Origin of the sequence: Pseudomonas abietaniphila, assembly GCF_900100795.1 — a bacterium.
Lineage (GTDB): Bacteria > Pseudomonadota > Gammaproteobacteria > Pseudomonadales > Pseudomonadaceae > Aquipseudomonas > Aquipseudomonas abietaniphila.
This window is the reverse complement of the sequence record NZ_FNCO01000002.1, coordinates 247,449-272,524: the sequence shown is the minus strand read 5'-3', so window position 1 is coordinate 272,524 and position 25,076 is coordinate 247,449. Positions and strand designations below refer to the sequence as shown.

The 25,076-nt window shown below is 61.9% G+C and carries 28 protein-coding genes, 2 pseudogenes and 1 riboswitch; of the genes and pseudogenes, 20 read left to right on the top strand and 10 right to left on the bottom strand.

Features of this window, described 5'->3' with window-relative positions:
- The first annotated feature begins 40 nt into the window (after window positions 1–40).
- Window positions 41–865 (top strand): hypothetical protein, encoded by an 825-nt coding sequence (locus BLS87_RS04615; RefSeq protein WP_003098941.1) that lies wholly within the window; start codon window positions 41–43, stop codon window positions 863–865.
- A gap of 261 nt (window positions 866–1,126) precedes the next feature.
- Here BLS87_RS04615 and merR read toward each other — a convergent pair whose 3' ends face one another.
- Window positions 1,127–1,534 (bottom strand): Hg(II)-responsive transcriptional regulator, encoded by a 408-nt coding sequence (gene merR, locus BLS87_RS04605; protein ID WP_003098939.1) that lies wholly within the window; start codon window positions 1,532–1,534, stop codon window positions 1,127–1,129.
- Window positions 1,535–1,605: 71 nt separating this feature from the next.
- On the opposite strand from merR, the gene merT reads away from it, so the two are divergent.
- The 19 genes and pseudogenes from merT to BLS87_RS35090 all read left to right on the top strand — a co-directional run bounded on the left by merT (window position 1,606) and on the right by BLS87_RS35090 (window position 18,174).
- Window positions 1,606–1,956, top strand: coding sequence for a mercuric ion transporter MerT (gene merT, locus BLS87_RS04600; protein ID WP_003116827.1), 351 nt, complete (start codon window positions 1,606–1,608; stop codon window positions 1,954–1,956).
- A 12-nt stretch (window positions 1,957–1,968) separates the two neighbouring features.
- On the top strand, window positions 1,969–2,256 hold the full coding sequence (gene merP, locus BLS87_RS04595; protein WP_003116826.1) for a mercury resistance system periplasmic binding protein MerP: 288 nt from the start codon (window positions 1,969–1,971) through the stop codon (window positions 2,254–2,256).
- A 10-nt stretch (window positions 2,257–2,266) separates the two neighbouring features.
- Window positions 2,267–3,955, top strand: coding sequence for a mercury(II) reductase (merA, locus tag BLS87_RS04590; RefSeq protein ID WP_003098932.1), 1,689 nt, complete (start codon window positions 2,267–2,269; stop codon window positions 3,953–3,955).
- Window positions 3,956–3,973: 18 nt separating this feature from the next.
- Window positions 3,974–4,489 (top strand): Tn3 family transposase, encoded by a 516-nt coding sequence (locus BLS87_RS35105; protein ID WP_003098931.1) that lies wholly within the window; start codon window positions 3,974–3,976, stop codon window positions 4,487–4,489.
- Window positions 4,453–4,971: pseudogene (locus BLS87_RS35100) on the top strand (Tn3 family transposase); the annotation flags it as partial. The gene BLS87_RS35105 and the pseudogene BLS87_RS35100, both read left to right, overlap by 37 nt.
- 45 nt (window positions 4,972–5,016) lie before the next feature.
- Window positions 5,017–5,301: a DUF3085 domain-containing protein gene (locus tag BLS87_RS04580; RefSeq protein ID WP_031629745.1), complete on the top strand. Its 285-nt coding sequence runs from the start codon at window positions 5,017–5,019 to the stop codon at window positions 5,299–5,301.
- Window positions 5,302–5,442: 141 nt separating this feature from the next.
- Window positions 5,443–5,893 (top strand): annotated as a pseudogene (locus BLS87_RS35095) (XF1762 family protein).
- Window positions 5,894–6,203: 310 nt separating this feature from the next.
- Entirely contained in the window at window positions 6,204–7,109 is a 906-nt protein-coding gene (locus BLS87_RS04570) for a DUF3577 domain-containing protein (RefSeq protein ID WP_003116825.1), read from the top strand.
- 145 nt (window positions 7,110–7,254) lie between these two features.
- Window positions 7,255–8,082, top strand: coding sequence for a DUF932 domain-containing protein (locus BLS87_RS04565; protein ID WP_074750595.1), 828 nt, complete (start codon window positions 7,255–7,257; stop codon window positions 8,080–8,082).
- Between the two features lie 95 nt (window positions 8,083–8,177).
- Entirely contained in the window at window positions 8,178–8,867 is a 690-nt protein-coding gene (locus tag BLS87_RS04560; RefSeq protein ID WP_074750593.1) for a DUF3275 family protein, read from the top strand.
- A gap of 92 nt (window positions 8,868–8,959) precedes the next feature.
- The gene (locus BLS87_RS04555) at window positions 8,960–9,283 is read left to right on the top strand and encodes a Rieske (2Fe-2S) protein (RefSeq protein ID WP_074750591.1); all 324 of its coding nucleotides are present in this window, start codon (window positions 8,960–8,962) and stop codon (window positions 9,281–9,283) included.
- Window positions 9,284–9,384: 101 nt separating this feature from the next.
- Window positions 9,385–9,792: a hypothetical protein gene (locus tag BLS87_RS04550; RefSeq protein ID WP_074750589.1), complete on the top strand. Its 408-nt coding sequence runs from the start codon at window positions 9,385–9,387 to the stop codon at window positions 9,790–9,792.
- Window positions 9,793–9,872: 80 nt separating this feature from the next.
- On the top strand, window positions 9,873–10,214 hold the full coding sequence (locus BLS87_RS04545; protein ID WP_074750587.1) for a hypothetical protein: 342 nt from the start codon (window positions 9,873–9,875) through the stop codon (window positions 10,212–10,214).
- 114 nt (window positions 10,215–10,328) lie between these two features.
- Window positions 10,329–10,985, top strand: coding sequence for a hypothetical protein (locus BLS87_RS04540; RefSeq protein WP_074750586.1), 657 nt, complete (start codon window positions 10,329–10,331; stop codon window positions 10,983–10,985).
- Window positions 10,986–10,995: 10 nt separating this feature from the next.
- Window positions 10,996–12,177, top strand: coding sequence for a DUF6094 domain-containing protein (locus tag BLS87_RS04535; protein WP_411740388.1), 1,182 nt, complete (start codon window positions 10,996–10,998; stop codon window positions 12,175–12,177).
- Window positions 12,178–12,300: 123 nt separating this feature from the next.
- Window positions 12,301–14,583 (top strand): DEAD/DEAH box helicase, encoded by a 2,283-nt coding sequence (locus BLS87_RS04530; protein ID WP_169884176.1) that lies wholly within the window; start codon window positions 12,301–12,303, stop codon window positions 14,581–14,583.
- Window positions 14,584–14,757: 174 nt separating this feature from the next.
- A complete protein-coding gene (locus BLS87_RS04525; protein WP_074750582.1) occupies window positions 14,758–15,060 on the top strand; it encodes a hypothetical protein in 303 nt (100 codons plus the stop codon).
- A gap of 390 nt (window positions 15,061–15,450) precedes the next feature.
- The gene (locus BLS87_RS04520) at window positions 15,451–17,670 is read left to right on the top strand and encodes a c-type cytochrome (RefSeq protein ID WP_244165799.1); all 2,220 of its coding nucleotides are present in this window, start codon (window positions 15,451–15,453) and stop codon (window positions 17,668–17,670) included.
- A 162-nt stretch (window positions 17,671–17,832) separates the two neighbouring features.
- Window positions 17,833–18,174 carry a thioredoxin family protein gene (locus BLS87_RS35090; protein WP_074750578.1) on the top strand — a complete coding sequence of 114 codons (342 nt, stop codon included), beginning with the start codon at window positions 17,833–17,835 and terminating at the stop codon, window positions 18,172–18,174.
- Between the two features lie 170 nt (window positions 18,175–18,344).
- On the opposite strand, the gene BLS87_RS04510 is transcribed toward BLS87_RS35090, so the two are convergent.
- From BLS87_RS04510 to BLS87_RS34405, 9 genes are all read right to left on the bottom strand, one after another.
- The gene (locus BLS87_RS04510; RefSeq protein WP_208605137.1) at window positions 18,345–19,232 is read right to left on the bottom strand and encodes a DMT family transporter; all 888 of its coding nucleotides are present in this window, start codon (window positions 19,230–19,232) and stop codon (window positions 18,345–18,347) included.
- Window positions 19,233–19,293: 61 nt separating this feature from the next.
- Window positions 19,294–20,508 (bottom strand): MalY/PatB family protein, encoded by a 1,215-nt coding sequence (locus BLS87_RS04505; protein WP_083370599.1) that lies wholly within the window; start codon window positions 20,506–20,508, stop codon window positions 19,294–19,296.
- Between the two features lie 61 nt (window positions 20,509–20,569).
- Window positions 20,570–21,250 carry a DsbA family oxidoreductase gene (locus tag BLS87_RS04500; RefSeq protein WP_074750576.1) on the bottom strand — a complete coding sequence of 227 codons (681 nt, stop codon included), beginning with the start codon at window positions 21,248–21,250 and terminating at the stop codon, window positions 20,570–20,572.
- A gap of 38 nt (window positions 21,251–21,288) precedes the next feature.
- Window positions 21,289–21,885: a TetR/AcrR family transcriptional regulator gene (locus BLS87_RS04495; protein ID WP_074750574.1), complete on the bottom strand. Its 597-nt coding sequence runs from the start codon at window positions 21,883–21,885 to the stop codon at window positions 21,289–21,291.
- Between the two features lie 27 nt (window positions 21,886–21,912).
- Window positions 21,913–22,467: an OsmC family protein gene (locus BLS87_RS04490; RefSeq protein WP_074750572.1), complete on the bottom strand. Its 555-nt coding sequence runs from the start codon at window positions 22,465–22,467 to the stop codon at window positions 21,913–21,915.
- Between the two features lie 494 nt (window positions 22,468–22,961).
- Window positions 22,962–23,579 (bottom strand): histidine phosphatase family protein, encoded by a 618-nt coding sequence (locus BLS87_RS04485; RefSeq protein WP_074750570.1) that lies wholly within the window; start codon window positions 23,577–23,579, stop codon window positions 22,962–22,964.
- Window positions 23,580–23,668: 89 nt separating this feature from the next.
- Complete coding sequence (locus BLS87_RS04480; protein WP_074750568.1) at window positions 23,669–23,992, bottom strand: DUF190 domain-containing protein; 324 nt, start codon at window positions 23,990–23,992, stop codon at window positions 23,669–23,671.
- Between the two features lie 13 nt (window positions 23,993–24,005).
- Entirely contained in the window at window positions 24,006–24,395 is a 390-nt protein-coding gene (gene crcB / locus BLS87_RS04475) for a fluoride efflux transporter CrcB (protein WP_074750565.1), read from the bottom strand.
- A gap of 2 nt (window positions 24,396–24,397) precedes the next feature.
- On the bottom strand, window positions 24,398–24,706 hold the full coding sequence (locus tag BLS87_RS34405; protein ID WP_074750563.1) for a hypothetical protein: 309 nt from the start codon (window positions 24,704–24,706) through the stop codon (window positions 24,398–24,400).
- 82 nt (window positions 24,707–24,788) lie between these two features.
- Window positions 24,789–24,857, bottom strand: a riboswitch (Fluoride riboswitch).
- Between the last annotated feature and the right edge of the window lie 219 nt (window positions 24,858–25,076).

The following is a 25,076-nucleotide window of genomic DNA, read 5'->3' as shown; positions in this document are numbered from 1 at the left end:
CGGGCGGGGAATCCCTTGTTTTTCCTCAAGGAGTTTCCCCATGGATCGTTCCCTCATCAAATCCATGATGCCTTCGCTGGTCGCAGGCCATGTGCCCCGCAACGTGCGGTCGTTCAAGTACCGCGTGTTCGATGATCAGCCGCTGTCCTCAACGCTGGGCTTCGCCATCGACCCCCAACCCTTCGACGGCAAGGTGGTCGCCGCGACCGACGATGCCATCGTCGTCAAGCTCAAGCCTTCCGAGTTCGCGGTGCTCGATCCCAGCCTGGTGACCACGGTTCCTGCCGAAGGCGCCAAGGTGCATGTCCAACCCTATGCCCGTCGTCGCTTCGACGGACTGCGCGCGGACACGCCGGAGGTCATCACCGAGGAGACTTCGGACGGCACGCCGTACACCATCACGAGGCACATCCTCGGCTCGGCGCCGGCCAAGCTGCCCATTCCCACGCCGCAGTGCATGGAGTTGGGCCAGCTCATCGAGCAGTTGGAGGAGATGCCGGCCCCCGATCGCTTCCGGCGCATCACCCACATGCTGGTGGATGCCGGTGCCCGCGACTTCACCTGGGTCGATCCCACGCCCTCCAAGATCATCGAGACCCCGCCGGCGATCAGCTTCACGGTCTCGACCGCGAAGTTCGAGGGCCGGGTGACGATCCTCTACGACCGCGGCGGAGACACCTACGTGGTGGAACTGCACCGTCAGAACGGTGAATCGGTCGAACTGGTCGATCGGCACGACGAGGTGTATTTCGACATGCTCGGCGAAGTGCTGGAGAGGCTCATCGACGACGGGCGCTGGCGCCAGATCGACGTGAGCATCCTCGACGCGAAAGCGGCCCGCAAGCGCCAGGCCGTCCCGGCATGACGCCCCGCAGCGAAACCGGGCGGTCCTGCGGCTGACCCGAGGCATCCGCCACGGCGTTCCAGCCGTTCCGGCCGCGTGCACTACAGGCCCTTCATCCCATCGGATGGAGGCCTTTCTCATTCTTCCACACAGGAGATTTCATCCATGTCACTGCGATTCAAAGGCGCTGACCTGCGCCCCGTGCTGACCGAAGCCATCGCCAATCAGGGGTCGTCTCAGAAAACGGAAAAAAATCGTACGCTAAGAGCCGAAGTGGGCCCTTTAGCAGCAATGCAAAGCTGCGATCAACGGGCAGGAAACATTGCCATGGTGCGCGTTGCACTCTCTCACTAGCGTCGACAGGGCCTCTTCCATCCGCGTGAGGTCCGCCATGCGTGCGCGCACATCGGCCAGCCGGTGAGCAGCCAGTTCGGCCGCCTCGCTGCAATGGGTGCCGTCCTCCAGTTTCAGGAGCTGGCCGACTTCATCCAGGCTGAATCCCAGGCGCTGGGCTGACTTCACGAACTTCACCCGCGCCACGTCCGCCTGCCCGTAGCGGCGGATGCGACCGTAGGGCCGCTCCGGCTGGGGTAGCAAGCCCTTGAGCTGATAGAAGCGGATCGTCTCCACGTTGACCCGGGCTGCCTTGGCGAAGGCCCCGATGGTCAGATTCTCTTGAGCGTTCTCCATGGCGCTTGACTCCGTAGTTGACTACGGAAGTAACGTTACAGCATCAAGCGAAGTCCCGGAAGGAGAACCTTATGTCGGAACCCAAGAACGGCTGCGGCGCACTGGCGACCGGCGGCGTCGCGGCCGTCCTCGCCTCGGCCTGCTGCCTCGGCCCCCTTGTCCTGGTCGCGCTCGGCTTCTCTGGCGCGTGGATCGGCAACCTGACCGTGCTGGAGCCGTATCGGCCGATCTTCATCGGCGCAGCGCTCATCGCGCTGTTCTTCGCCTGGCGCAGCATCTTCCGACCAGCCCATGCCTGCAAGCCCGGCGACGTTTGCGCCGTGCCCCAAGTGCGGACTGCCTACAAGGTGATCTTCTGGATCGTGGCCGCCCTGGTTCTGGTTGCCCTCGCGTTTCCCTACGTCCTGCCGCTGTTCTACTGAAAGGAGATCACCATGAAGAAACTCACCACCCTCACCACCCTCATCGCCCTGGCCGCCGCTCTAAGCGCGCCCGCCTGGGCTGCCACCAAGACCGTCACCCTGTCGGTGCCCGGCATGACCTGCGCCGCGTGCCCGATCACGGTCAAGACGGCTCTGTCCAAGGTCGCCGGCGTCGAGAAGGCCGAAGTCAGCTTCGAGAAGCGGGAGGCCGTCGTCACCTTCGACGAGGCCAAGACCAATGCCGACGCCTTGACCAAGGCCACCGCAAACGCGGGTTACCCGTCCAGCGTCAAGCAGTGAGGGCGTAATCATGGCCGAGGCGATCACCCTCCACATCGAAGGCATGACCTGCACGTCGTGCGCCGAGCACGTCCAGCAGGCTTTGACGAACGTGCCCGGCGTGCGCGCGGCCTCGGTGTCCTATCCGCAGCGGCAGGCCGAAATCGAGGCGGATGCAGGCGTGAGCGTGGCCCCGCTGGTTGCCGCAGTGGCCACGCTCGGCTATCGCGCACGGCTTACCGACACGCCGAACAAGCCTGCCGGCCTGCTAGACAAGGCGCTGGGCTGGCTCGGTGGCGAAACGAAGCATGTTGGCGGTGAACAAGCGCTGCACGTGGCTGTGATAGGCAGCGGCGGCGCGGCGATGGCGGCTGCCTTGAAGGCCGTGGAGCAAGGCGCCCGCGTCACGCTGATCGAGCGCGGCACCATCGGCGGCACCTGCGTCAATGTCGGCTGCGTGCCGTCCAAGATCATGATCCGCGCCGCGCACATCGTCCACCTGCGCCGCGAAAGCCCGTTCGATGCTGGCCTGCCGGCCGCAGCGCCCGCTGTACTGCGCGAGCGGCTGCTGGCCCAGCAACAAGGCCGCGTCGAGGAGCTGCGCCATGCCAAGTACGAAGGCATCCTGGCAAGCACTCCGGCCATCACCGTGCTGCGCGGCGAGGCCCGGTTCAGGGACACGCGCACGCTGACCGTGGCGACCGCTGACGGCGGCACGCACGAGGTGAACTTCGACCGCTGCCTGATTGCCACCGGCGCGAGCCCGGCGCTTCCGCCAATCCCGGGCCTTGCGGACACACCCCACTGGACCTCCACCGAGGCGCTGGAAAGCAGCTCGCTCCCCGAGCGGCTGGCCGTGATTGGTTCCTCCGTGGTGGCGGTCGAGTTGGCGCAAGCCTTCGCCCGGCTGGGCAGCCAGGTCACGATCCTGGCGCGCAGCACGCTGTTCTTCCGAGAAGACCCGGCCATCGGGGAAGCCGTAACAGACGCCTTCCGCGCCGAGGGCATCGAGGTGCTGGACCACACCCAGGCGAGCCACGTTGCCTATGCGGGCGGGGAATTCGTGCTCACCACCGGGCAGGGGGAAGTGCGCGCCGACAAGCTGCTGGTCGCCACCGGTCGCGCGCCGAACACGCGCAGCCTGAACCTTGAAGCGGCAGGCGTCGAAGTCAATGCGCAGGGAGCCATCGTCATCGACCGCGCCATGCGCACGAGCGCACCGCACATCTTTGCTGCCGGCGACTGCACCGACCAGCCGCAGTTCGTCTATGTGGCGGCGGCGGCCGGCACGCGCGCCGCGATCAACATGACCGGCGGCGACGCGGCGCTGGACCTGACGGCGATGCCGGCGGTGGTGTTCACCGATCCGCAGGTGGCGACCGTGGGCTACAGCGAGGCGGAAGCGCACCACGACGGCATCGAGACCGACAGCCGGCTGCTGACGCTCGACAACGTGCCGAGGGCGCTCGCCAACTTCGACACGCGCGGCTTCATCAAGCTGGTGGCGGAAGCTGGCTCAGGGCGGCTGATCGGCGTACAGGCGGTCGCGCCGGAAGCGGGCGAACTGATCCAGACGGCCGCGCTGGCGATCCGCCACCGGATGACCGTGCAGGAGCTGGCCGACCAGTTGTTCCCCTACCTGACCATGGTCGAGGGACTGAAGCTCGCGGCGCAGACCTTCAACAAGGACGTGAAGCAACTGTCCTGTTGCGCCGGATGAGGAAAAGGGAGGTGTTCGATGAACGCCTACAGCCGCGCCAACCGCCGCATCTACGCGGCCTTGTCCGATCCCCTGTCGGCCACCCACCGGCACCGCCTCGACGATCTGCTCAAGCGCCACGACAACGGCAAGACGACCTGGCTGGCCTGGCTGCGCCAGTCGCCCGTCAAGCCGAACTCGCGCCACATACTCGAACACATCGAGCGCCTCAAAGCCTGGCAGGCGCTCGACCTGCCTTCCGGCATCGAGCGGTCGGTGCACCAGAACCGCCTGCTCAAGATCGCCCGCGAAGGCGGCCAGATGACGCCCGCCGATCTGGCCAAGTTCGAGGCACAGCGCCGCTACGCGACCCTGGTGCGCTCGCCATCGAGGGCATGGCCACCGTCACCGACGAAATCATCGACCTGCACGACCGCATCCTGGGCAAGCTGTTCAACGCTGCCAAGCACAAGCATCAGCAGCAGTTCCAGGCGTCCGGCAAGGCGATCAACGCCAAGGTGCGGCTGGCCACCTCGATCAAGCAGGGCACGGTGACGGCCTCGCTGATGCTCAGGAAACTCGGCAGCTACCCGCGCCAGAACGGCCTGGCCGTGGCGCTGCGCGAGCTGGGCCGCATCGAGCGAACGCTGTTCATCCTGGACTGGCTGCAAAGCGTCGAGCTGCGCCGCCGCGTGCATGCCGGACTGAACAAGGGCGAAGCCCGCAACGCGCTAGCCCGCGCCGTGTTCTTCAACCGGCTGGGCGAAATCCGCGACCGCAGTTTCGAGCAGCAGCGCTACCGGGCCAGCGGCCTCAACCTGGTGACGGCGGCCATAGTGTTGTGGAACACGGTCTATCTGGAACGGGCCTCAAACGCCTTACGCGGTCACGGCCAGACTGTCGATGACGCCCTGTTGCAGTACCTGTCGCCGCTGGGCTGGGAGCACATCAACCTGACCGGCGATTACCTCTGGCGCAGCAGCGCCAAGATCGGCGCGGGCAAGTTCAGGCCGCTACGACCGCTGCAACCGGCTTAGCGTACGATTTTTTCCGTTTTCTGAGACGTCCCCAATCAGTGCCGCATTGTCCTGGTCAAGGATCAGGGCGTGTACTTCCTCGCCGAGCGTGGGGAGCGTCGCCCGGATGGGCGCCAGGCACTGCTCGCCTACGCCGTCGGATGCAACCCGGACACCGACCCGTTCGATGACTGGTGGCACCTCGCCGGCCGCGAGCTGGGCGGCGATGACTTCGCGGAGTATTTCGACCCGAAGGACGGCCTGTTCACGCGCCTCCAGCACTCGGCGGACGATCTCGTGCTTTCCGCCACCGCCACGCACCTGTCCTTAGCAGTGGTGCCTCCCGCCTGACGCGGCAACCGCCTCGCAGCCCCCGCATCGGGGGCCTTCTTTTGTTCGCACCGCCGCCATCGCCGCGCGTGCGCGTTTGTCTCCAGCCGCCGAGGCACGCCCCGCCGGCCACAACGCCGGCATGCCACCGGAGACAACCGCATGAACACGCCATCGACCTCGCCGAGGCTGCACCTCCTACCGGTGTCGCTGCGCACGGCCAATGCATTCGTTCTGTCGCACCATCGCCACCACCGCCCGGTCCAGGGCGCGAAGTTCGCCCTGGCCGTCACGCTGAGCGACAGCGACCTGATCCACGGCGTGGCCATTGTCGGCCGCCCGGTCGCGCGGCACCTGGACGCTGGAAGTCACGCGGCTGTGCACCGACGGCACACCCAGCGCCTGCAGCAAGCTCTACGGCGCGGCCTGGCAGGCGGCAAGGGCGCTGGGCTACATACGCCTGCTCACCTACACCATGCCCGACGAAGGTGGCGCCAGCCTGCGCGCCGCCGGCTGGCGGCTGATCGGCGCGCGCGGTGGCGGCGCCTGGAGCCGTCCCGGCCGTCCGCGCGCCGATACCCCCGAGCACCTGCGCGGCGCCAAGTGCCTGTGACAGGCGCCGGGTGGCGCGGACAAAGGGAAGCGCCCGGGTGCCGATTGATTGCTGCCGCGCGCGCGAGGCCCCGCCATGCTGGCCCCATGCCTGCTGACGTCGTCAGCGACATGCCAGGCAACCATCGGTCTTCGAGGTTGCGGCGCAGTTCCCACTGCGTGACCGAGCCAGCTCGCACCGCATCCTTCCGCGAGCGGCCACCAGCCTCTGGTGGCGGATGCTTTCGCCTTATCAACCCACCGCGGGGTCACGCACCTTCCCCGCATGCGTGGGCCGGTGTGTCTCCGCTTCATCCCAATGGAGATTCACCATGAACACCACGTCCAACGAGAAATCGTATTTCGACCTCCACACCTCGGGCATCGGCTACATCCAGCGTGTCCGTGAAGTGCCCGTCCGGGGCGGCCGCCGTGCGCAGCCTTTCCTGGCATGCACCATCGCCGCGCTGGTCGGCCCCGCCCGGGACCCCAGCTACCGCTACTTCGACGTCAAGGTCTCGGGTGCCGAGGCCAAGAAGCTCGTTCAGCGCTACATCGGCGTTGACGATCCCAAGCAGCGCCCGCTGGTGCGCTTTCGCCTCGGTGACCTGTGGGGCGATGTGTACATCCGCGACAAGGGTGAGCAGAAGGGTCAGGCCGCCGCGTCCCTCAAGGCGCGACTGCTCAAGGCCGAACTGATCGACCGGGCCGAACTGGCTTCGATCGAGCAGCACGAGTTGATCACCCGCGGCATCGGCTATCTCAATCGTGTGAAGGACGTCACCCCAAAAGCTGGCGACTCGTTCCTCTCTTGCACCGTCGCGGCACTGGCCGGGCCTGTCGATGAACCGGAGTATCGGTACTTCGACACCATCGTCGCCACCCCGGAAGCCGAGCACCTGGTTCGCCGGTGCGTTCAGGCCGTCGAGGGTGACCGCAAGGTGCTGATCGCCTTCCGTCTGAACGACATGAAGATCGATCCGTACATCCGCACCAAGGGTGAGCACGCCGGGGAACCGGCCGCCAGCCTGGAATCGACGCTGGTCCACATCGGTCTCATCAAGATCGACGGCACCCAGGTCTATCCGACGAGCCAGGCGCAAGCCGAGGCGCCGCCGGCCGAAGACGCATCCGCGTCCGAAGCCGACGATGCCATCGACACGGCCACCGAGCCCGCCGAGCGCGAGCCCGAGGCGCAAGTCCAGGAGCAGGAGCCGGCATTGGCTGCTTCGTTCTGATCCGGCACGGCCTCTCACGGGGCCTTGTCGCTTTTCCTCCCCACGTACGCCGCGTCCCCAGGACGCGTGCTTGCGCATTTCATCCCCCGAGTTCCGCGTGGTCTCACGGCCACGCGGTTGTCGAATTTCTCAAAGGAGATCAGCCATGTCTCTGGTATCCCGCTTTGCTCCGCAATCCCCGATCCTGCGCTCTGATCGCCCACTCTCGGACGACCGCATTCGTGCCGTCGTTCCGTCGATCTTCGCCGACGCTCCACATGGGAGCCGGTCCGATCGGTATGCCTACATACCGACCTCGACCGTGCTGACCAAGCTGCGCCAGGAGGGCTTCGAGCCCTTCATGGTGTGTCAGACGCGCGTGCGCAACGAAGACCGGCGCGAGTACACGAAGCACCTCATCCGACTTCGCCATGCAAGCCAGATCAACGGCGACGAGGCGAACGAGATCATCCTGCTCAACAGCCATGACGGCACGAGCAGCTATCAGATGCTCGCCGGCATGTTCCGGTTCGTCTGCCACAACGGCCTGGTTTGCGGTGACACCACCGCAGACATCCGCGTTCCCCACAAGGGCGACGTGGCCAGCCAGGTGATCGAAGGTGCCTACGAAGTCCTCGAAGGCTTCGAGCGCGTGCAGAACTCGCGCGATGCGATGCGCACCATCACCCTCGATGAGGGCGAAGCGGAAATCTTTGCGCATTCTGCCCTGGCGCTCAAGTACGACGACCCGGCCAAGTCCACGCCTGTCACGGAAAGCCAGCTACTGGCTCCGCGACGCTGGGACGACCGCAAGGGCGACTTGTGGGCCGTCTTCAACCGCGTCCAGGAGAACCTCGTCAAAGGAGGGCTGAATGGACGCATGGCTAACGGCCGCAATCAACGCACCCGTCCGGTGCAAGGAATCGACCAGAACCTGCGCCTGAACCGGGCGCTGTGGCTCCTGGCCGAAGGCATGCGCCGGCTCAAGGCGTGATGCCAAGCGGACCTCGCCCATCTCGGGCGAGGTCCAGTTCCTCTCATCCACCGGGTGCCGTCGGCAGCCCGTCAATCATCATCAGGAGAACCATCATGGCAACCCCATCGGCGCCCGAGAAATCGGTTTCGCCCATCGTCGTTGCGGGCCAGCTCACGCTGCGCACCATCCGCGGCAGAAACGGCCCGTTTACGGTCGGACGCCTTGCCACGCACCTCGGTGTGTTCGAGGTCAAGGACCCAGAGCTGGAGCAGTACCCCGAAGGCAAGTACGACGGGCAGTTCATCATTCGCTACATCTTCCCTCGGTCCTACCCGGTCGGTGGCGGCATGCGGTTCGAGATCCGCGCCAGCCTCGACGGGATGACGCTCGAAGGCATCGACAAACTGAGCCGTGACGAAGCGCGCAGCTTCGCCACCCAGGACGTCGATCCGCTCGACGAAGAGCTGGGAGCGCAGCCTGCGGCAATGCCGGCCAAGCCCGCGAAGGCATCCAGACCCGCCAAGCCCGCACCCGTGCAGGCATCGGCGGACCCGCTGGTCGATACCACGCCCTTCGGAGTGGATGCGCCGACGCCCGCTTCGGCTGCTGCCTCCGGCAGCGCTGAGGATGGCGACGCCGCACTGTTCGGCCTGCTCTGGCCGCTGCGCGAATCCGTGCGACTCGATTCGACGATCGACCGCCGCACCTTTCGTGCGCAAATCGCCCGCCTGGGCGAACTGGGCTACACGCTCGACTACAAGACGCAGGAATGGAGCCGCCAGGCCGAACTGCAACCTGCGTGATCACAGACATCGCGTCCGCGATGTTTTCATCCACCCGCCGGGATTCCTTCCCATGCGGAAGAGGCTCCGGCTTTTTTCTGGAGGTCTCCATCATGTCCACCATCGCTCGCGATACACCTCATTCCGCACTGGACGAGCCTGCGTGGCAGGCTGTTTGCAAGACAGCCGCCGAGCAGGCCCAGCGTGGTTGCGGCCTGTCCTGGGACCACTGGGTCACGCTTTTCAGTTCCGAGATCGACGCGCAAGTCAGTCGGTTGCCGGAAAGCCAGCGGGCTCAGGCCCTGGATATCGCGGCCCAGGAATGGGACTACGCAACGCCTGCTGAACGGCGGGAAACCCAGGACTGGCTTGCCGCGAACGGGTTCTGCACCCACGGCATCGAACTGGGCTGCTGCCCAGCCGGTTGCGGTTCCTAGTTCGCACCGGACTTCATCGCCGCTCATACGGCATTCCATCACCCGCTTGGGGGTCTTCCTCACGGGGAGGCCCCTGGCTCTACTTTTCCAGGAGGCCTCTCATGGGCTGGTATTTCTCTCGCCAATCGCGGTCCGAGCTGATCGCGGAACTGGTTGCACCCCAAGAGACCGAGCGCGTCAGCGCGAAGGTCATCGCCCATACCCTGCGCGGCAACGTGCTGTGGTCGGTGGTCGATATGACCGCCAAGGTCGAAGGCGTGCATCGTGATCTTGCACCCGGTCAGTCCCTGCGCTACATCCGCTGCGATCTGCTTCAGGGAAGCGGCGGACAGTGGGGTTACAAGCCGATGGACGAGTCTATGCATCCATTCTATTTCTCCTGCCCGCTGTCCTATCTGGATCTTGCACCGGAGCAGTCCGCCCAATGGCGTGCAAGCGTTCGCGCCTACCACGCACAACGCCGCAGGCCCAAGACAGCCACGGCACCTGCCGCGGCGCTTCCGGCCTGAGCCTCTTTCTCCCACGCCTGGGGCAGTGCTTGCCCCGGACGGGCGGCGGTGCTGTCTCAGTTTTTTTCAAGGACACTACCATGAGTCAGCATTACTTCGAGACCAATTACAAGGACTTTCCCATCACTGTCATTCTGGGCTGGGACCGGCCGATGCAACACGTCTTCTTGGTCATCCGCAAGCCCCCCGAGCTGGTGGATGAAACACTCCAAGTCTTGGACGAGAACTTCCTGTACAGCAACCTGTACGAGAAAGACCCATTCGGCCATGATCTTGACTACTACCGTGAAGTCCTGCGGCACTTTCAGATCAGTGTGCCGGAAAGCATGTTCAACGAGGTAGAGCACGACGCCGTAAGGAATGTCGGCAACCGTTTCGTTAAGCACGGGGCCGATGGCTCGCTCACCGAATTGAGTTCTTGACGTCTTCTGCAGCACATGGCGAGGGAATCCCCGAGCCGTCTGCGTTTTTTCATCCCTAACGGGGCATTCACTGCCTCTGCGGGCGGTGCGGCCCCTCACATCGAGGACTCCACCATGCCTGCCATTTCATCCGATCAGCCCCTGTACCGAATCGACGAATGCAGCGACCTTATGGCCGATGCCTGCGTCTGCGGCGATCAGGGTGACCTCATCTTTCTTTCGGTCTGGGCACGCGACACCGCCATACAGCAGTTCATCGGGCGGCTCACCTTGGGCCGCAGCGAGGATGGCCTGGACCAGTTCCATGTCATCACCGGCGAGGGCGGTTCGCTACCCGTATTCGTCGGCTCGGTCGAACGCCTGGAAAAGCGCCTGACCCGCAGCTATCGCCGCACGCTGTTTGGCTCCATGGTCAATCTCTGGCTATTCGACCGGCGCTGCATCCGGCCCGACAAGAGTTCGGCCAGCGCCTTGGTGCTGCTGCCGCGCTCCGCGGCCGATCCCACGTCACGCCTGTGGCACCTGGTCAAGGACACGTGCCCGCTGCCGCTGCTGGACCACTGGCAATCGCCAGTCCTGGCGCTGCTGCGCGAGCGCGAAATGTTGTGCTCCCTACGCATGGCCCTCGGGCCGCTGCAAGGGTTCCGGCTCGCTATCGACGTGCCTGCGCTCACCAACGCGCTGGGCGATCTCATCCGCCAAAGTGTGCTCGCCGCCCATCCGACCCAGCAACCGGCTGCGGCCGTGCTGGAGATGGCCGCCACCGCCTGACGTTGCCGCGATGGATGCGCGCCCCGCGCGCATCCGTCACTTCCTCATCCCCGCCAGACAGGAGATTCCCATGGCATTGATGTTTCCCAGGCTCGCTAGGAATTTTGCAAAAAACGGGTACTACCCAACCGACGAAGCCACTCTCGAAAGAACCCTCGGCGCACTGGCGCCCGCGGACCCCACGTCCGGCGGGCCGATGTGCATTCTTGACCCATGTGCCGGCGAAGGCGTTGCCATCGCGGAAGCCGCCCATGCCCTCGGGCCTGAGCGGGCCAGTGCTTATGCGGTCGAATTCGACCAGGAACGGGCCAACCATGCCCGGCTACTGGTCGATCACTGCATCCACGGCGACCTCATGGACACCATGATCTCGCGCCAGAGCTTCGGCCTCTTGTGGCTCAACCCGCCTTACGGCGATCTCGCAAGGGACGCCAACGGCAACCTGGGCTACGAAGGCAAGGGCCGTGGCCGGCTGGAAAAGCTCTTCTACCAGCGAACGCTGCCCCTGTTGCAGTACGGCGGCATCCTGGTCTTCATCATCCCGTTCCATGTGCTGGATCAGGAGATGGTCGGCTGGCTGACACGCCATTTCGCGGACCTGGCCGTCTTCCAAGCGGTGGACAAGCAGTTCAAGCAGGTCGTGGTCTTCGGCCGCCGGACTCGCCAGCGCGATCAAGCGGGCGATGACGTGAAAGCGTCTCGCGCCCGGCTGCTGCAAATCGGCCTGGGCGAGCTGGAGGCAGACGAGTTGCCGCTCGAATGGACGTTGTTGCCGTATGTGGTTCCCACGGTCCTGGCCGAGCCGGAGCATTTCTACCGGCTCAGCATGGAGCCCGAGCAGTTCGCCGACGAAGTGCGGCGCTTGAAGGGCCTGTGGCCGGCGTTCGAGACCCACCTGGGCGCGACCCAGCAGACCTTGCGTGCTCCGGCACGCGCCTTGTCCCAGTGGCACTTGGCACTGGCCCTTGCGGCCGGCGCGATCTCCGGTGTCGTGCAGTCACCCACCGGCCGAGCCCTGGCCGTCAAGGGCGACACGTTCAAGCAGAAGTCGTCCGCTGTGGAATTCCGCGAGCGTGATGACGGCTCCTTGGCCGAGACCCGCATCCTCACCGACAAATTCGTCCCGGTCATCCGCGCCTGGGATCTCACGCCTGACTCGGCCACGCTGGGTCAAGTTCTCACCATCCGCTGATTTTCACCCCTCTAACACTGACCTTCCTCATTGCCGGCCACGCGCCGGCTCTTCCTTCCCATCCTGGGGCATGCCATCGCCCCATTGGGAGTGGTGCATGCCCCGTTTTTTTGGAGCATCACCATGAACACGCAAGTCATCGAAGCGGCCCCAGCCACTGATCCCTCGTTCCCCGAGGACGACCTGCTCGAACAGGAACCGTCCGAACTGTCCATGAGCCTTCAGGACTTCGTTTCCGAATTCGGCGACGAACTGCTGGAGTCGCTCAACCGGGCGAATCCGCCCGTCTACAACGGTACGCCGCGCCCGCATCGCCAACTGGTGCTGGCGGGCTTGAAACGTCAGTTGCTCCCCGCCCAAGCCGAGGTCGTGCATACGACGGCGGAACTGCTCCTCAACCAAGGCGAGCGGGCCGCGTTCGTCAACGGCGAAATGGGCAGCGGCAAGACGATCGTCGGCATTGCGCTGGCGGCCGTCCTGCGTGCGGAGGGCTACCGCCGCACCTTGGTGCTCTCGCCGCCACACCTTGTCTATAAGTGGCGCCGCGAGATCCTTCAAACCGTCGCGAACGCGAAAGTCTGGGTACTCAATGGGCCGGACACGCTGCTCAAGCTGATCAAACTGCGCGAGCAACTGGACGTGCCATCGCCGGAACAGGAGTTTTTCATACTCGGTCGGGTACGCATGCGAATGGGGTTCCACTGGAAGCCTGCCTTCGCGCGCAGACGCACCCGCCACGGCGACGTGGGGACTTGCCCGCACTGCGGAGAGGTCATCACCAACCTCGACGGCGAGCCGATAAGTGTTCAGGAGCTGGAGGCGGAAGAGTTTCGCCGCAAGTGCAGTAGCTGCGGCGGCGCGCTGTGGACGCTGATGCGTCCGCGCGGACTTTCTTCTGGCGAGCAATTCGCAGCCGTGAAACGCGCATTGAAGCGTATTCCGACGATCGGCGAAGCAAGGGCGCAGAAGCTGATGAAAACCTTCGGGGACAGCTTTCTGGCCTCGATGCTCGGCGACAACCTGCACAACTTCATCAACCTGATGGACGCGAACGGGAATCTGGTGTTCTCCGACCGCCAGGCGCACCGCATGGAGCGGGCCATGGCGAACATTGAGTTTGGGTTTGGCGAGGGTGGCTATCAGCCCAGCGAATTTGTGAAGCGGTATCTGCCACGTAGCACCTTCGACTTGTTGATCGCCGACGAGGCCCACGAGTACAAGACCGGGGGCTCCGCGCAAGGCCAGGCCATGGGTGTCATCGCATCCAAGGTTCGCAAGGTGGTCTCGCTCACCGGCACGCTCATGGGTGGGTACGCCGACGATCTCTTCCACCTGCTGTTCCGCGCGCTTCCGGGCCGCATGATTGAGGACGGCTACCGCCCGAGTCGCAACGGCAATATGAACGCCGCCGCGATGGCTTTCATGAGGGATCACGGGGTCCTGAAGGACATTTATTCCGAGTCCAATGGCCCAGCCCACAAGACGGCCAAGGGCAGCAAGGTCACGGTCAGAACGGTCAAAGCACCGGGCTTCGGTCCCAAGGGCGTATTGAGGTGCATCCTGCCGTACACCGTCTTTCTGAAGCTGCGAGACCTCGGTGGCGTGTTGCCGCCGTACGGCGAGGAGTTCCGGGAGGTGGCGATGAGCGCCGAGCAAGGCCAGGCGTATCAGGAGCTGGCTTCCAGCCTCACGGCCCAACTCAAGGAGGCCCTGCGCAAGCGGGACACCACCTTGCTGGGCGTGGTCCTCAACACGCTGCTGGCGTGGCCGGATTGCTGCTTCCGGGCAGAGACGGTACGTCATCCGCGCACGCGCGAAGTGCTGGCCTATACCCCGGCCCAGTTCAACGAACTGGAACTGATGCCCAAGGAACGCGAGCTGATCAACATATGCCGCGCAGAGAAGGCAGCGGGTCGCAAGACCTTGGTGTATTCGGTCTACACCGGCACGCGGGACACCACGAGCCGGTTGAAGATGCTGCTGGAGCAGGAAGGCTTCAAGACGGCGGTGCTGCGCGCGAGCGTGGATGCCAGCCAGCGCGAGGACTGGATTGCCGAGCAGCTCGACCGGGGTATCGACGTGCTCATCACCAACCCCGAACTCGTCAAAACCGGGTTGGATTTGCTCGAATTCCCCACGATTGTTTTTCTGCAATCAGGGTGGAACGTCTACACGCTGCAACAGGCCGCGCGCCGTTCTTGGCGCATCGGCCAGAAGCTCGCCGTGAAGGTGATCTACCTGGGGTATGCCGCGTCTTCGCAGATGACCTGCCTGGGGCTGATGGCCAAGAAGATCATGGTCTCGCAGTCTACCTCGGGCGACGTGCCCGAGTCTGGGTTGGATGTGCTCAATCAAGACGGTGATTCCGTCGAAGTGGCTTTGGCTCGACAGCTCGTCGCTGCCTGATATCCATGCTATGCCGGCGGCCCTCGGGCCGCCGGCACTTTCCTTTCTTCCCCTATGGGGACACGGTCATGCCCCTCGCGGGCATGGCGCCGCTTTCCCTCATTCCAAGAAGCATTCCATGAACCACAAACTCAAACTGACCGCAAAGTCGTCGAGGCCCGCCTGACGCTGGACGTGACCTATTTTCTCAACGGCGAAGCTGCCGACTTCATGCTCGCGAATCTGCAAAGGCGATGCGAACAAGCCATCGGCAACGGCATGTTGACGGGAGACACCGCCGCTGAAGTCCATCGGCACGAAATCAGCACGACCCTTCTTCCTGAACCTCTGTCGGAAGACGAGATCTTCGACTATATGTACCGCCGCATCGCGGTATATGGCCGCTGGCGGCGGGAGGGTGAGGTGTGCAATGTCGTGGCGGCACGGCTGGTGGATCTGACGCCGCTGCTGGGGCGGCTGGCCGACGCGACGAACTAGAGCCGGGATTTTCATTGACCTGGCGGGGCATCGAGTCCACACAGGGAGTGCGGTAACGCCCAGTTCGCATTCCTGACCGACTGCGCTGCCGCTGGCCTCCCGTGTTGGCTAGCCGGATGGTTTGAGCTGCATGTGGACTTTGAATATGGACCTATGGCCCCAGGTTTTGCAGCCACTCTTCTTGTTCAGGCTTCCAATACCTTGGGCTACTTTCGGCCGCTCTATTTGCAGGTCTATCGGCTTTCTTAATTTTCATTTAATCGGTCAGCTATAAAATCTGAAAGGGAAATTTTTTCTCTATAAATCAATAACTTAATGATTGATTTTAATCAATTGAATAAATCCAGAGAACGTCGATAATCAACTAAATGAACGTCAATGGATTTCAGAATGGCCAAGACCTGTAACCCCGAGCCCCAGCGTCCTTCTAGCAGGAGACACCGTCTGCTTCGGGCGCTTTTAGCCAGCCGTACACGCCTCACGGTCACCTTGGCGGGATGCGTTTCCCTGGCATGGCTCGCTGCTTTAGCGCAGGACACGCCCGTCACTCCAAATGCACAGATCCCTCAGATCATCGACGATCTGCCTGCCGACTATGCCGCCGACCTCAGCCCACAGCAGCGCGAGCAGGTCGACCTCGGCCGCTATGTCGCACGCTTAGGCGACTGTGTGGCCTGTCATACAGGCGACAAGTCCAAACCCATGGCGGGTGGCCTCGCGCTGGAGACGCCGTTCGGCAAGCTCTACTCCACCAACATCACACCGGACAAGACCACGGGCATCGGCGGCTACAGCTTCGAGCAGTTTGAGCGCGCTATGCGCAAGGGCGTGGCGGCCGACGGCCACAACCTGTATCCAGCCATGCCTTATCCGTCCTACGCCAAGATGACGCCGGAGGACATGAAGGCGCTCTACGCCTACCTGATGCAGGGCGTCAAACCCATCGAGCAGGCCAATACACCTTCCGACATGGGCTTTCCGTTCAACCAGCGCTGGGGGCTGTCGCTGTGGAATTGGATATTCCTTGACGACGAGCCCTTCCAAGCTGTGGAAGACAAGGGGAAGGAGTGGAACCGCGGCGCCTATCTGGTTCAGGGCCTAGGCCACTGTGGCGCGTGCCACACGCCGCGAGGCATCGCCTTCCAGGAAAAGACCATGACCAGCGAAGGCAGCAACGGCGATCTGTTCCTGGCTGGGGAGACCGTTGAAGGCTGGCGCGCCCTGAGCCTGCGCAACCTGTGGACGCCGGAGGAAACCGCCGAGATGCTCAAGACAGGCCGCAACAAGCACGGTACCGTCTCGGGCAACATGGTGGACGTGGTGCAGCACTCCACGCAGTACATGACCGATGCAGATCTGCTGGCCATCGGCACCTACCTGAAATCGCTGCCCCCCGGCAAAGACGACCTGCCCATGCAGGTCGCCCAAGGCCCGCAGCCAAACATCGCGCAACACCGGACCGGCGGCACAGCCAAGCCCGGTGAAATGCCCATCGACATCTTCACCTCACGCGGGGGTCTGGGCTACCTACAATTCTGTGCGGACTGCCACCGCTCCAACGGGGACGGCGTGCCCAATGCGTTCCCTTCGCTGGCCGGCAACAACACCCTTCAATCGCAGGACCCGTCCACGCTGATCCACATCATGCTGACCGGCTGGAAGGCCCCGATCACGCAAAGCCACGCGCGGCCTTTGACGATGCCCTCGTTCGCGCAACTGGGCGACCAGGAGATCGCCGAAATCCTGAACTTTACCCGCCGCGCCTGGGGCCGCGCCGACGCGCGCGACATCAAGGTCGGCGAAGTGACCAGTGCCCGCAAGCAACTCGATGCCAAGGCCGAAAACCATCGTCCGTTTGAGACGCCGCGCCTGGCGGAGATGCTCAAGGAAAAGAACGCCGAGCAACTGGTGCTGGGCGCGCGCCTGAACATCGACACGGCACGCATGCTGCCCAACAACGTCGGCAACAAGCTCAACTGTGCCAGTTGCCACCTGAATGCCGGCACCGTGGCCGACGGCTCGCCCTACGTCGGGGTCTCCGCGTTCTTCCCCAGCTACGCCACACGCGCAGGTCGCATCATCACGTTGGAGGATCGCATCAACGGATGCTTCCAACGCTCGATGCACGGCAAGCCATTGCCCGTCACCAGCGACGAGATGAAGGCCATGGTTGCCTACTTCGACTGGATGAAGCGAGAAACCAAGCCCGAAGACAAGGTGGAAGGCCGTGGTGTGGGCAAGGTCGATCAGACGCTTATTCCCAACACCGAGAACGGTAAGCGCATCTATACGGCGCAATGCGCGCTGTGCCACGGCCCGAACGGCGAGGGTGTCAGAAACGCTAAGGGGGATACGGTCTATCCCCCGCTGTGGGGTGGCGAGTCCTTCAACATCGGTGCAGGCATGGCTCGCACCTACACAGCGGCGGCCTTTGTCAAGCGGAACATGCCCATCGCATTCGGCACGCATTTCCCACTTGGCCAAGGAGGGCTCACCGACCAGGAAGCCGTAGACGTGGCCGGATACTTCACTCATATGGACCGCCCTGATTTTGCGCCCAAAGTCAAAGATTGGCCCAAGGACAAGAAGCCTGCTGATGCACGCTATTGAAAAAATCGTCAGACATGAGGCTAGGACGTTGATCCCATCGAGATCGGGCTGGACAACTGCTCGTCCCGCTGCTCATTTCACCTTGGCTCAAGAGGAAATTAGTTTAAATTCTGGTAAACGACATTATTTACGACAGCCTTGTTCTGGCACTCAGGAATCCTCATGGCAGAAATCATTTCATTGGGCACCGACAACTTCTCGCGCGTCGTAAATCACGGGCTGGACGAGGCCGTCATCTATTTCTTCGCCTCGTGGTGCCGCCCATGTAGAACCATGAGGCCAGTGTTTGATGAGCTTGTACTGCGTGGCCTGCCTTCGGGCGTTAGTTTCGGAATAGTAGATATAGGCCAAGCACCCACTATCGCTCAGACCTATGGCATACGATCAGTGCCATCCGTAGGCATCTTTCGGCAGGGAAAGCTACTTGCTGTCGTTCCTGGTGAAGTATCGATCGACGAGGTTCTGTCTCGCGTACAGCGCGCCCTCGGGCCTCAGTTCTTGTGAGACCCTTAACTTCGCGAAATTAACCATCTAGGGAGATATCGGACTATCAAGCATTCAAACGCGAGGCGAAGTGCTAGCCTGTGCAGAGGTCGCACCGAAGTCATCGTCAAGCCCCCATCAGGGGGCCCATGGCTCGCTACGTGACGCCTACTGATTCAGAATTTATGATGCTACCTGCGCTTTGTCGTGAGCGTTACCAACGCAATGCCAGCCAGTACGACTAGCGCAGAAATAGCCCCTCTTGACGTAATTCTTTCTTCAAGGAGCAAAGCTCCAAAAATTGCGCTCAAGACAGGCACAGAAAGCTGCACAGCACCCGCAGTTATTGCAGCCATGCGGATTCTCACCCAATACCAAATGGCATATCCGACACCTGATGCCAAAGTGCCAGAAAGCAGCGCGTAAATAATCCCTGCACGATCAACTCTTACAGCCTCGTTTGGGATTAGCAGCAGCCCAATAGAAAACGGTATTGCCAAAAGAAAGCTACTCGCGGTGCCGGAAATCGGTGAGTCACCCTTTTTCCCCAACAACGAAAAGCCGCCCCAAGCAAAACCAGCCAATGCCATTAGTGCGGCGGCCCCTAAAGGTGGAGCTGATGCGCCCGGAGCCAGAAAAAACACCAGCCCGCCAAGTGCTAGCAGCATCCCAAGAAAGCTCGCCCGCTCCCCCTTGTAAATTCCATAAGAAATCATCAAGAGCTGTGCCGCCGCAAAAAGCACGAGCGCGCCCGCTCCCGTACTTATATTCCGATATGCAAATGAGAACGCGGCTGCATAGATAAATAACAGAAAGGCAGAAAACCAATTAATTCTGGAAAATTTTGGAGACTCACCCTTAATCTGCGCAATAGAAACAAGCGTCAGTGCACCGGAGATAATTCTTATGGCAGTGAAGGATGCGGCATCAATTTCCGTTGTCTGAAATGCCATCCTGGTAAACAATGAATTGGCCGCGAAAGCCATCATTGTTATCAACGTCAGCACTACGATTAACCACTTACCCTCATATGCTGTCAATGAATCTTCTTTCTTATTTTTTCCGCCCAGGGCTTCCATTCAATCACCTCTTTTGAGTTAAATATGGCTCATGGCCTGAAGCTGTTATTTCAATAGCCTTCTACCCATCGCTGCGATGCGCATCGACTGCGATGGCAAATCTCGCGAGCGCGTCTTCAAGCACGGTGCGCGGGCATGCCAGGTTCAGCCGGACGCACTGCGCGCCGTTCTCGATAAACATCTCTCCGCCTTCAAGGATTAGGCCGGCATGTTCCAGAAAAAAGCGAGTCAGGTTGATGGATTCATCGAAGTAGGCACTCAGGTCCACCCACGCGAGGTAGGTGGCCTGCGGAACTCGGAACCGTGCCTCTGGAAGCACCCCGGACAAGTAGTGCCGCATGAAGGCGAAGTTGCCATCCAGATATTCTCGGAGCGCGTCAAGCCATGCTTCGCCATCACGGTAGGCTCCGGTCGCCGCCGCCAGGCTCAGGGGATTGACAAACGGGTAGTGCCTGCGCCTCCACTCGGCGCGAAGCTCGGCATCGGGGATGATTACCGTGGCGATCATCATCCCCGCTAGGTTGAAAGTCTTGCTGACCGCCATGCAGGTGATGATCTCGTTGCGGTCCGGAAACAGCTTGGCCATCGGCGTATGGGATACGCCCGCGCGGGTCAAGTCGCAGTGGATCTCATCGGACACGATCCTGACGCCATGGGCCAGGCACAGCTCGCCCATGCGACGCAGTTCGTCTTCGTTCCAGACGCGCCCCGTGGGGTTGTGGGGGTGGCATAGGAAAAAAAGCTTGACGGCCGGATCGCGCACCTGGCGCTCGAAGTCCTCGAAATCGACTTCGTAGTGCCCATCATTTCTTCTGTGCAGGGGTGAGGTCACGAATGCGCGGTCGCGCTGTATAGCCGCGTGTTTGAAGTAGCCATACGAAGGCGTGAGGCTGAGCACCTTGTCGCCAGGAGCGCAGATGTATTCGACCAGGCCAAACAATGCAGGAATCACACCCAAGGAGGTCTGCATGTGCTCGCGCTCGAAGCGCCAATCGTAACGCCGCTCGCACCAAGTGCCGAAGGCCTCGTACAAGTGGCTGTCGAAGTTCATCGTGTAGCCGAAGATGGGGTGTGACAGGCGCTCGCGCATGGCGTCGATGGCGGCGTCGGGCGCAGCGAACTGCATGTCCGCCACCCACATCGACAACAGATCCCTTTCGGGAATCTGCAAGGGAGAGGCCGATGGGTCAGCCCCAAATAGATAGTTCTCGTATCCATCCTGCGCCAAGGCGTTAGTGCCCAGGCGCGGTATTACCTGATCGAAATCGAACATCATCAACATCTTCCCTTAAACGCCGACAGCACAAGACCTGGCTAACCGCCACCGATGCAACAGGTCAGATTCGGCAGCCGTCAATACCGCAACTTGCGCCATCCTCTGCATTAAGAGACGCAGGTGCTTCGATCGCCGTCTGGCGCAACGCCGAAACGAATGCCTCGACCGGCTGGGCACCGGAGACATAGGCCTTGTCGTTTAAGACGAACAGCGGCACGCCATTGGCGACAGAATTTGCACGCCCTTCATCCTGTTCAATTTCGTGGACGCGGTTGAAGTCGATCCCGGCAATCTGTTCCACCGACATCCCGACTTGTGCGGCGATCCCGCGCAGTACCTCATGGTCGAAAATGTCCTGCCCATTGGTGATGCTGGCGAGAGACAATGCCTCGATCATCTTGTTGCGCTCCGCTTCAGTACCCGCACTCTTGACCAGCGAATGAGCGGCCCGGGTATCGCCGAAACGCATGGTTCCGAAGTTGTAGGTCAGACCTTCCATTGCGCCATGCGTTGCAACGGCGTCCATCATCTGCTGCGCCTGACGTTCGTTTCCGAATTTCATCTTGAGCGCGCTGGCGAAATCCATGGGCTCCATGCCTCTGGCCAAGCGGTAAGCATGATTGGTGACAGTCACCTGCACCTCTCCAGACAGGCGTTCTATTGCTTTTTCCAAGCGGCGCTTGGCGATCCAGCACCAAGGGCAGACAAAATCCGACCACAAGTCAACACGCACAGTTTTCATAATAAATTCTCTTTAAGATTTCAGATTGAGGAATACGCTCAATGTCGAGCACATTCCTCACCAAAAACGCCGACAATGCGCAACAGAACACGAGCATCGACGGCTTTGTGATCGTCCAACGCCCAGTCAATAAAGCTGGCACCCTCCAGCAGACTCAGAATTTGTCTGGAACTGGCTTCGGTATTTATGTCAGCAGGTATCTGCCCATCTGCCACGCCTTCATCGAGCACACTCTGAAGCCATTGGAGCTGTATGCGGAAAAAGTAGCGGGTCAACTCCTGCAAGCGCTCAGGCAACACAGACATTTCCGCTGCCAGTGCACCACACAATGGCAACCGCCCTTCCTTCACACCCGCCATGAACCAACTGGCGAAGGCGTTCAGGCGCTCCCCCACGGACTGCTGCCTGCGGCAGATGTCGTCATAGGCCTGCATCATCTGCTCGACATAGACCTGCACCACCGCCAATCCCAAATCCTCTTTTGCGGGAAAGTGGTGGTGGATGCTCGCCTTACGAATTCCAATTGTTTCAGCCAAGTCGGCGTAGCTGAAAGCGGAGTAGCCCTTGGAGCGCAGGAGAGCTTCTGCAGTTCGCATCAATGCCTCGCGAGTGCTCGTTTGAGTGGGACTGCTCATGGCGTGGCTCCTGGTGGACAAAGGGCGTTATTTTCCGCTGACGACCAGTTTGGGAACCATGCGGATGGCGCGCGCGAAGTTCGCAAAGTTCGGCGAAGTCCGCATGACGGCCTGATGAATCTGCTCCATCTGCTCGGGGGTGCCATCAGCGTCGATGCGCACGGTGTACTGAACTTCGTCGTAACCAGGGTTGACGTTCTCGTCCAACCCCAGGAAACCGCGCAGATCGAGCGAGCCGATCGTGTCGATCTCCAGCGAACGTACCGTGATACCCATGGCGGCGGCATTGGCCACATAGCCCACGGTCATGCACGCATTGAGCGCGGCCATCAGCAATTCCTGCGGATTGGGAGCGGTGTTGGTGCCCAGCAGTTCGGTCGGTTCATCGGCCAAGATAGTGAAATCGCGCGCATGGCTCTGTCCGCGCAGATCGTAGGACTTCACGCTCGCTACTGAGCGAGTCTGACCATCCCAGCGGGTGTTGACCTCGAACTTGGCCTCGGCATTGGTGGGTTCCTTGCGGATGCTGTCTGCGAATTCCTGGAATGCGGCTACGTTGATTCCGTTGAGAGAAGGCGTCATGTGTGACCTCGAAAAATAGGGTTTAGGGAGAAAACAGCAGGAGCTTTATCCTACCTACTAGAAGGTAGTTCGTCAAGGGTATGCGGATGAAGTTAGCGGCCACCACAACAAAACCAAGGCGACGGGCGAAAATGCGGATGCAACGCGCCGTTCGTGTGCTTCGACCCCGCGGATAGCGGAGTCCTCCTGTTGGGCGCCCGTGAGCCGAGCCTTGTTCCGCAAAGTCATCATGATGATGTGACCGATGGCCAAACCGGCTCCATCCGCAGCAACGTCGGCGAGAGCAAGGTCACCTGCAACGACACCATGGCACCCGCGACTATCCCGCCGCGGTGACGGACCGACCCTTCGGCGGCGACGGTCTGCTCGTGCGCTGCTGACCGTAGTCCAACTGGTGCAGGTCAAAGCGGCCTGAAGTTGAACCAGGATCTTCAGCAGTTCCTCGGAGCCTGCATTCCGAGCATTTCGTCCTCTCGGGACGCGGCCCTTAACCCTCAGGAAAGCTTCGCCAGATGGTGGCTTTCGTTGACGCGCTGAATGCTGAAAACCGTTTCCTGAATCTCGATCTCGTTGAGGCAGCACGGCTCCTGCCTGATGTGCCAGTATCGCGACAGCGGCAGGCCGAGGGCGTGCAGCAGCAAGATGCGGTTGATGCTGTCATGTCCGACCAGAACGACGGTCTGATCCTTGTGCTTGCGCCGCACGACCTGCAATACATTGATTGCACGGACTAGCACAACTGCCAGCGTCTCGCCGTCCGGGATCACTGCCAAGTCGGGCGCTTCAAGCCAGATGCGGAGTTCGTCGGGCCACCGCGCACGCACTTCTTCGTGGGTCAGCCCTTGCCACCGGCCGTAGTGAGTATCAGCCAAGTCTTCGAGGATGTTTAGCTGTACGCCAGTGGCTCGACCGATGGCTTCGCCAGTACGCACGCAGCGCGACAGCGGACTGACATAGATGGCGTCGGGCTTCCAGGTCTCGGCAACGCGGTGGCCCAGCGCCTCGGCTTGGCGTTTGCCAAGCTCCGAGAGGGGCAGTTCGGCACGTCCGCGAAAGCGCTCGGGAGCAATCCAGTCCACATGCCCGTGACGGGTCAAGATAATCTTCGTCATTCGATCACGCTTTTTAAGAACAAGGTTTCACTTAGATCAAACGGATAAAGGCATCCCTGCCCGCATAGACCGCCGTGCTTCCCAGCGTTTTAGTGTGCGTCTCGTCCAATACGCCCGTACTCGACGGGCACCTTCACATAGGTCAGCTCAATGGCCTCCTGCGCCAACGCCTCCATCAGCCGTTGACATGCCGCCTCATCCACGGAAACTGTCACCGCCAGCGGCTGGTCTGCCAGTTCGAAGAAGTGCGCGGAGTGGAAGCGGCCGACGTGATCGAACCCTTCCGCGCCACCCACAAGCGTGCCACCGACAGCGCCATGGCTCTTGGCGAACTGCAAGAGCCAGTCGCCGATCGGGGTGTGTCCATGACGACGGTCTTGCGCAGTGAAGAAGGTCAGTTGATAGCCTTTCATGGGGCCTCCTCAGTTAGGAATGACGGGTGATAGATGCAGATGCCATGCCCAGTGCCGCCATCGTGAGCGAACCGCCCACGTGCAGCGCCAGCATGCTTGCCGACCAGCCCAGACGGCCGTCGCGCAGCAGCGTGAGCAGTTCAGCGGAGAACGTCGAGAAAGTGGACAGGCCGCCAGCCAGGCCAGTGATCACGAACAGGCGCCAGATCGGCGACAACCCCGGCGTCATGCCGAAGTAGGCAATAGCGAAGCCGACGATGTAGGCTGCTATCAGGTTGGATGCCAAGGTGCCCATCGGAATCGACGGCACCAGCGCATTCATCGCCAGGCTCAAGGCGTAGCGCAGGAGCGCTCCAATGCCCGAGCCGATGCTTATGGCGAGCACTGCGTATGCCCCGGTCATGATCAGCAACTCCGGGCCGCATGGCCGTGCGCGGTTCGCGTGTGCGACAGTAGCCGCTCGCACAGAAACAGCACGGCAGGCATCTTGTTCAGTACCTCGGCGTGTTCCTGCATGAACGCGCGCACGAGACCCACGCCCGGGCCCAGCCCGATCGCTCGGGGATGGGACTCGCGCCAGACAGTGGCAGGATCCAGGGATATCAGGAAGAAAGCCGAGGCGCTACCGACCAACACGGCAACAACGCTGGCGATGAGAAACCAGTTGCCCGAGTAGGGCACCAGTTCAAGCTGTTTTAGGTGGCAATAAGGCATGGATCCGTGCACTCGAAATTCTTCGGGCTGACCCATGCAAGAGATGTAGACGCAAACACCTACAGCCCCGACAAAAGGTCAGGTGGCTGTAGGCGTCATCAGCAGCGAACGCTGCGGTTTGATCGGGAGGAACGCCATCTCCGACTAACTCATTGTACCGGCTCATGACAAGACCGTCGAGAACTGTCTCCGCGGATTCATTCGGTTCGCGCAGGGAATGCCTTGCCGCAACGTATTGCCTGGGTGGAGAGACCGGCAGTGGATTGCCCTTCGGTACCGCTTAGCCCGGCATCCACTCGGGCTTGAAGTGAGGGGAGCAGTCTCTCAACCAATGACCTTTGGGCCTATTTCCTTTAGTCAGCGACCCACT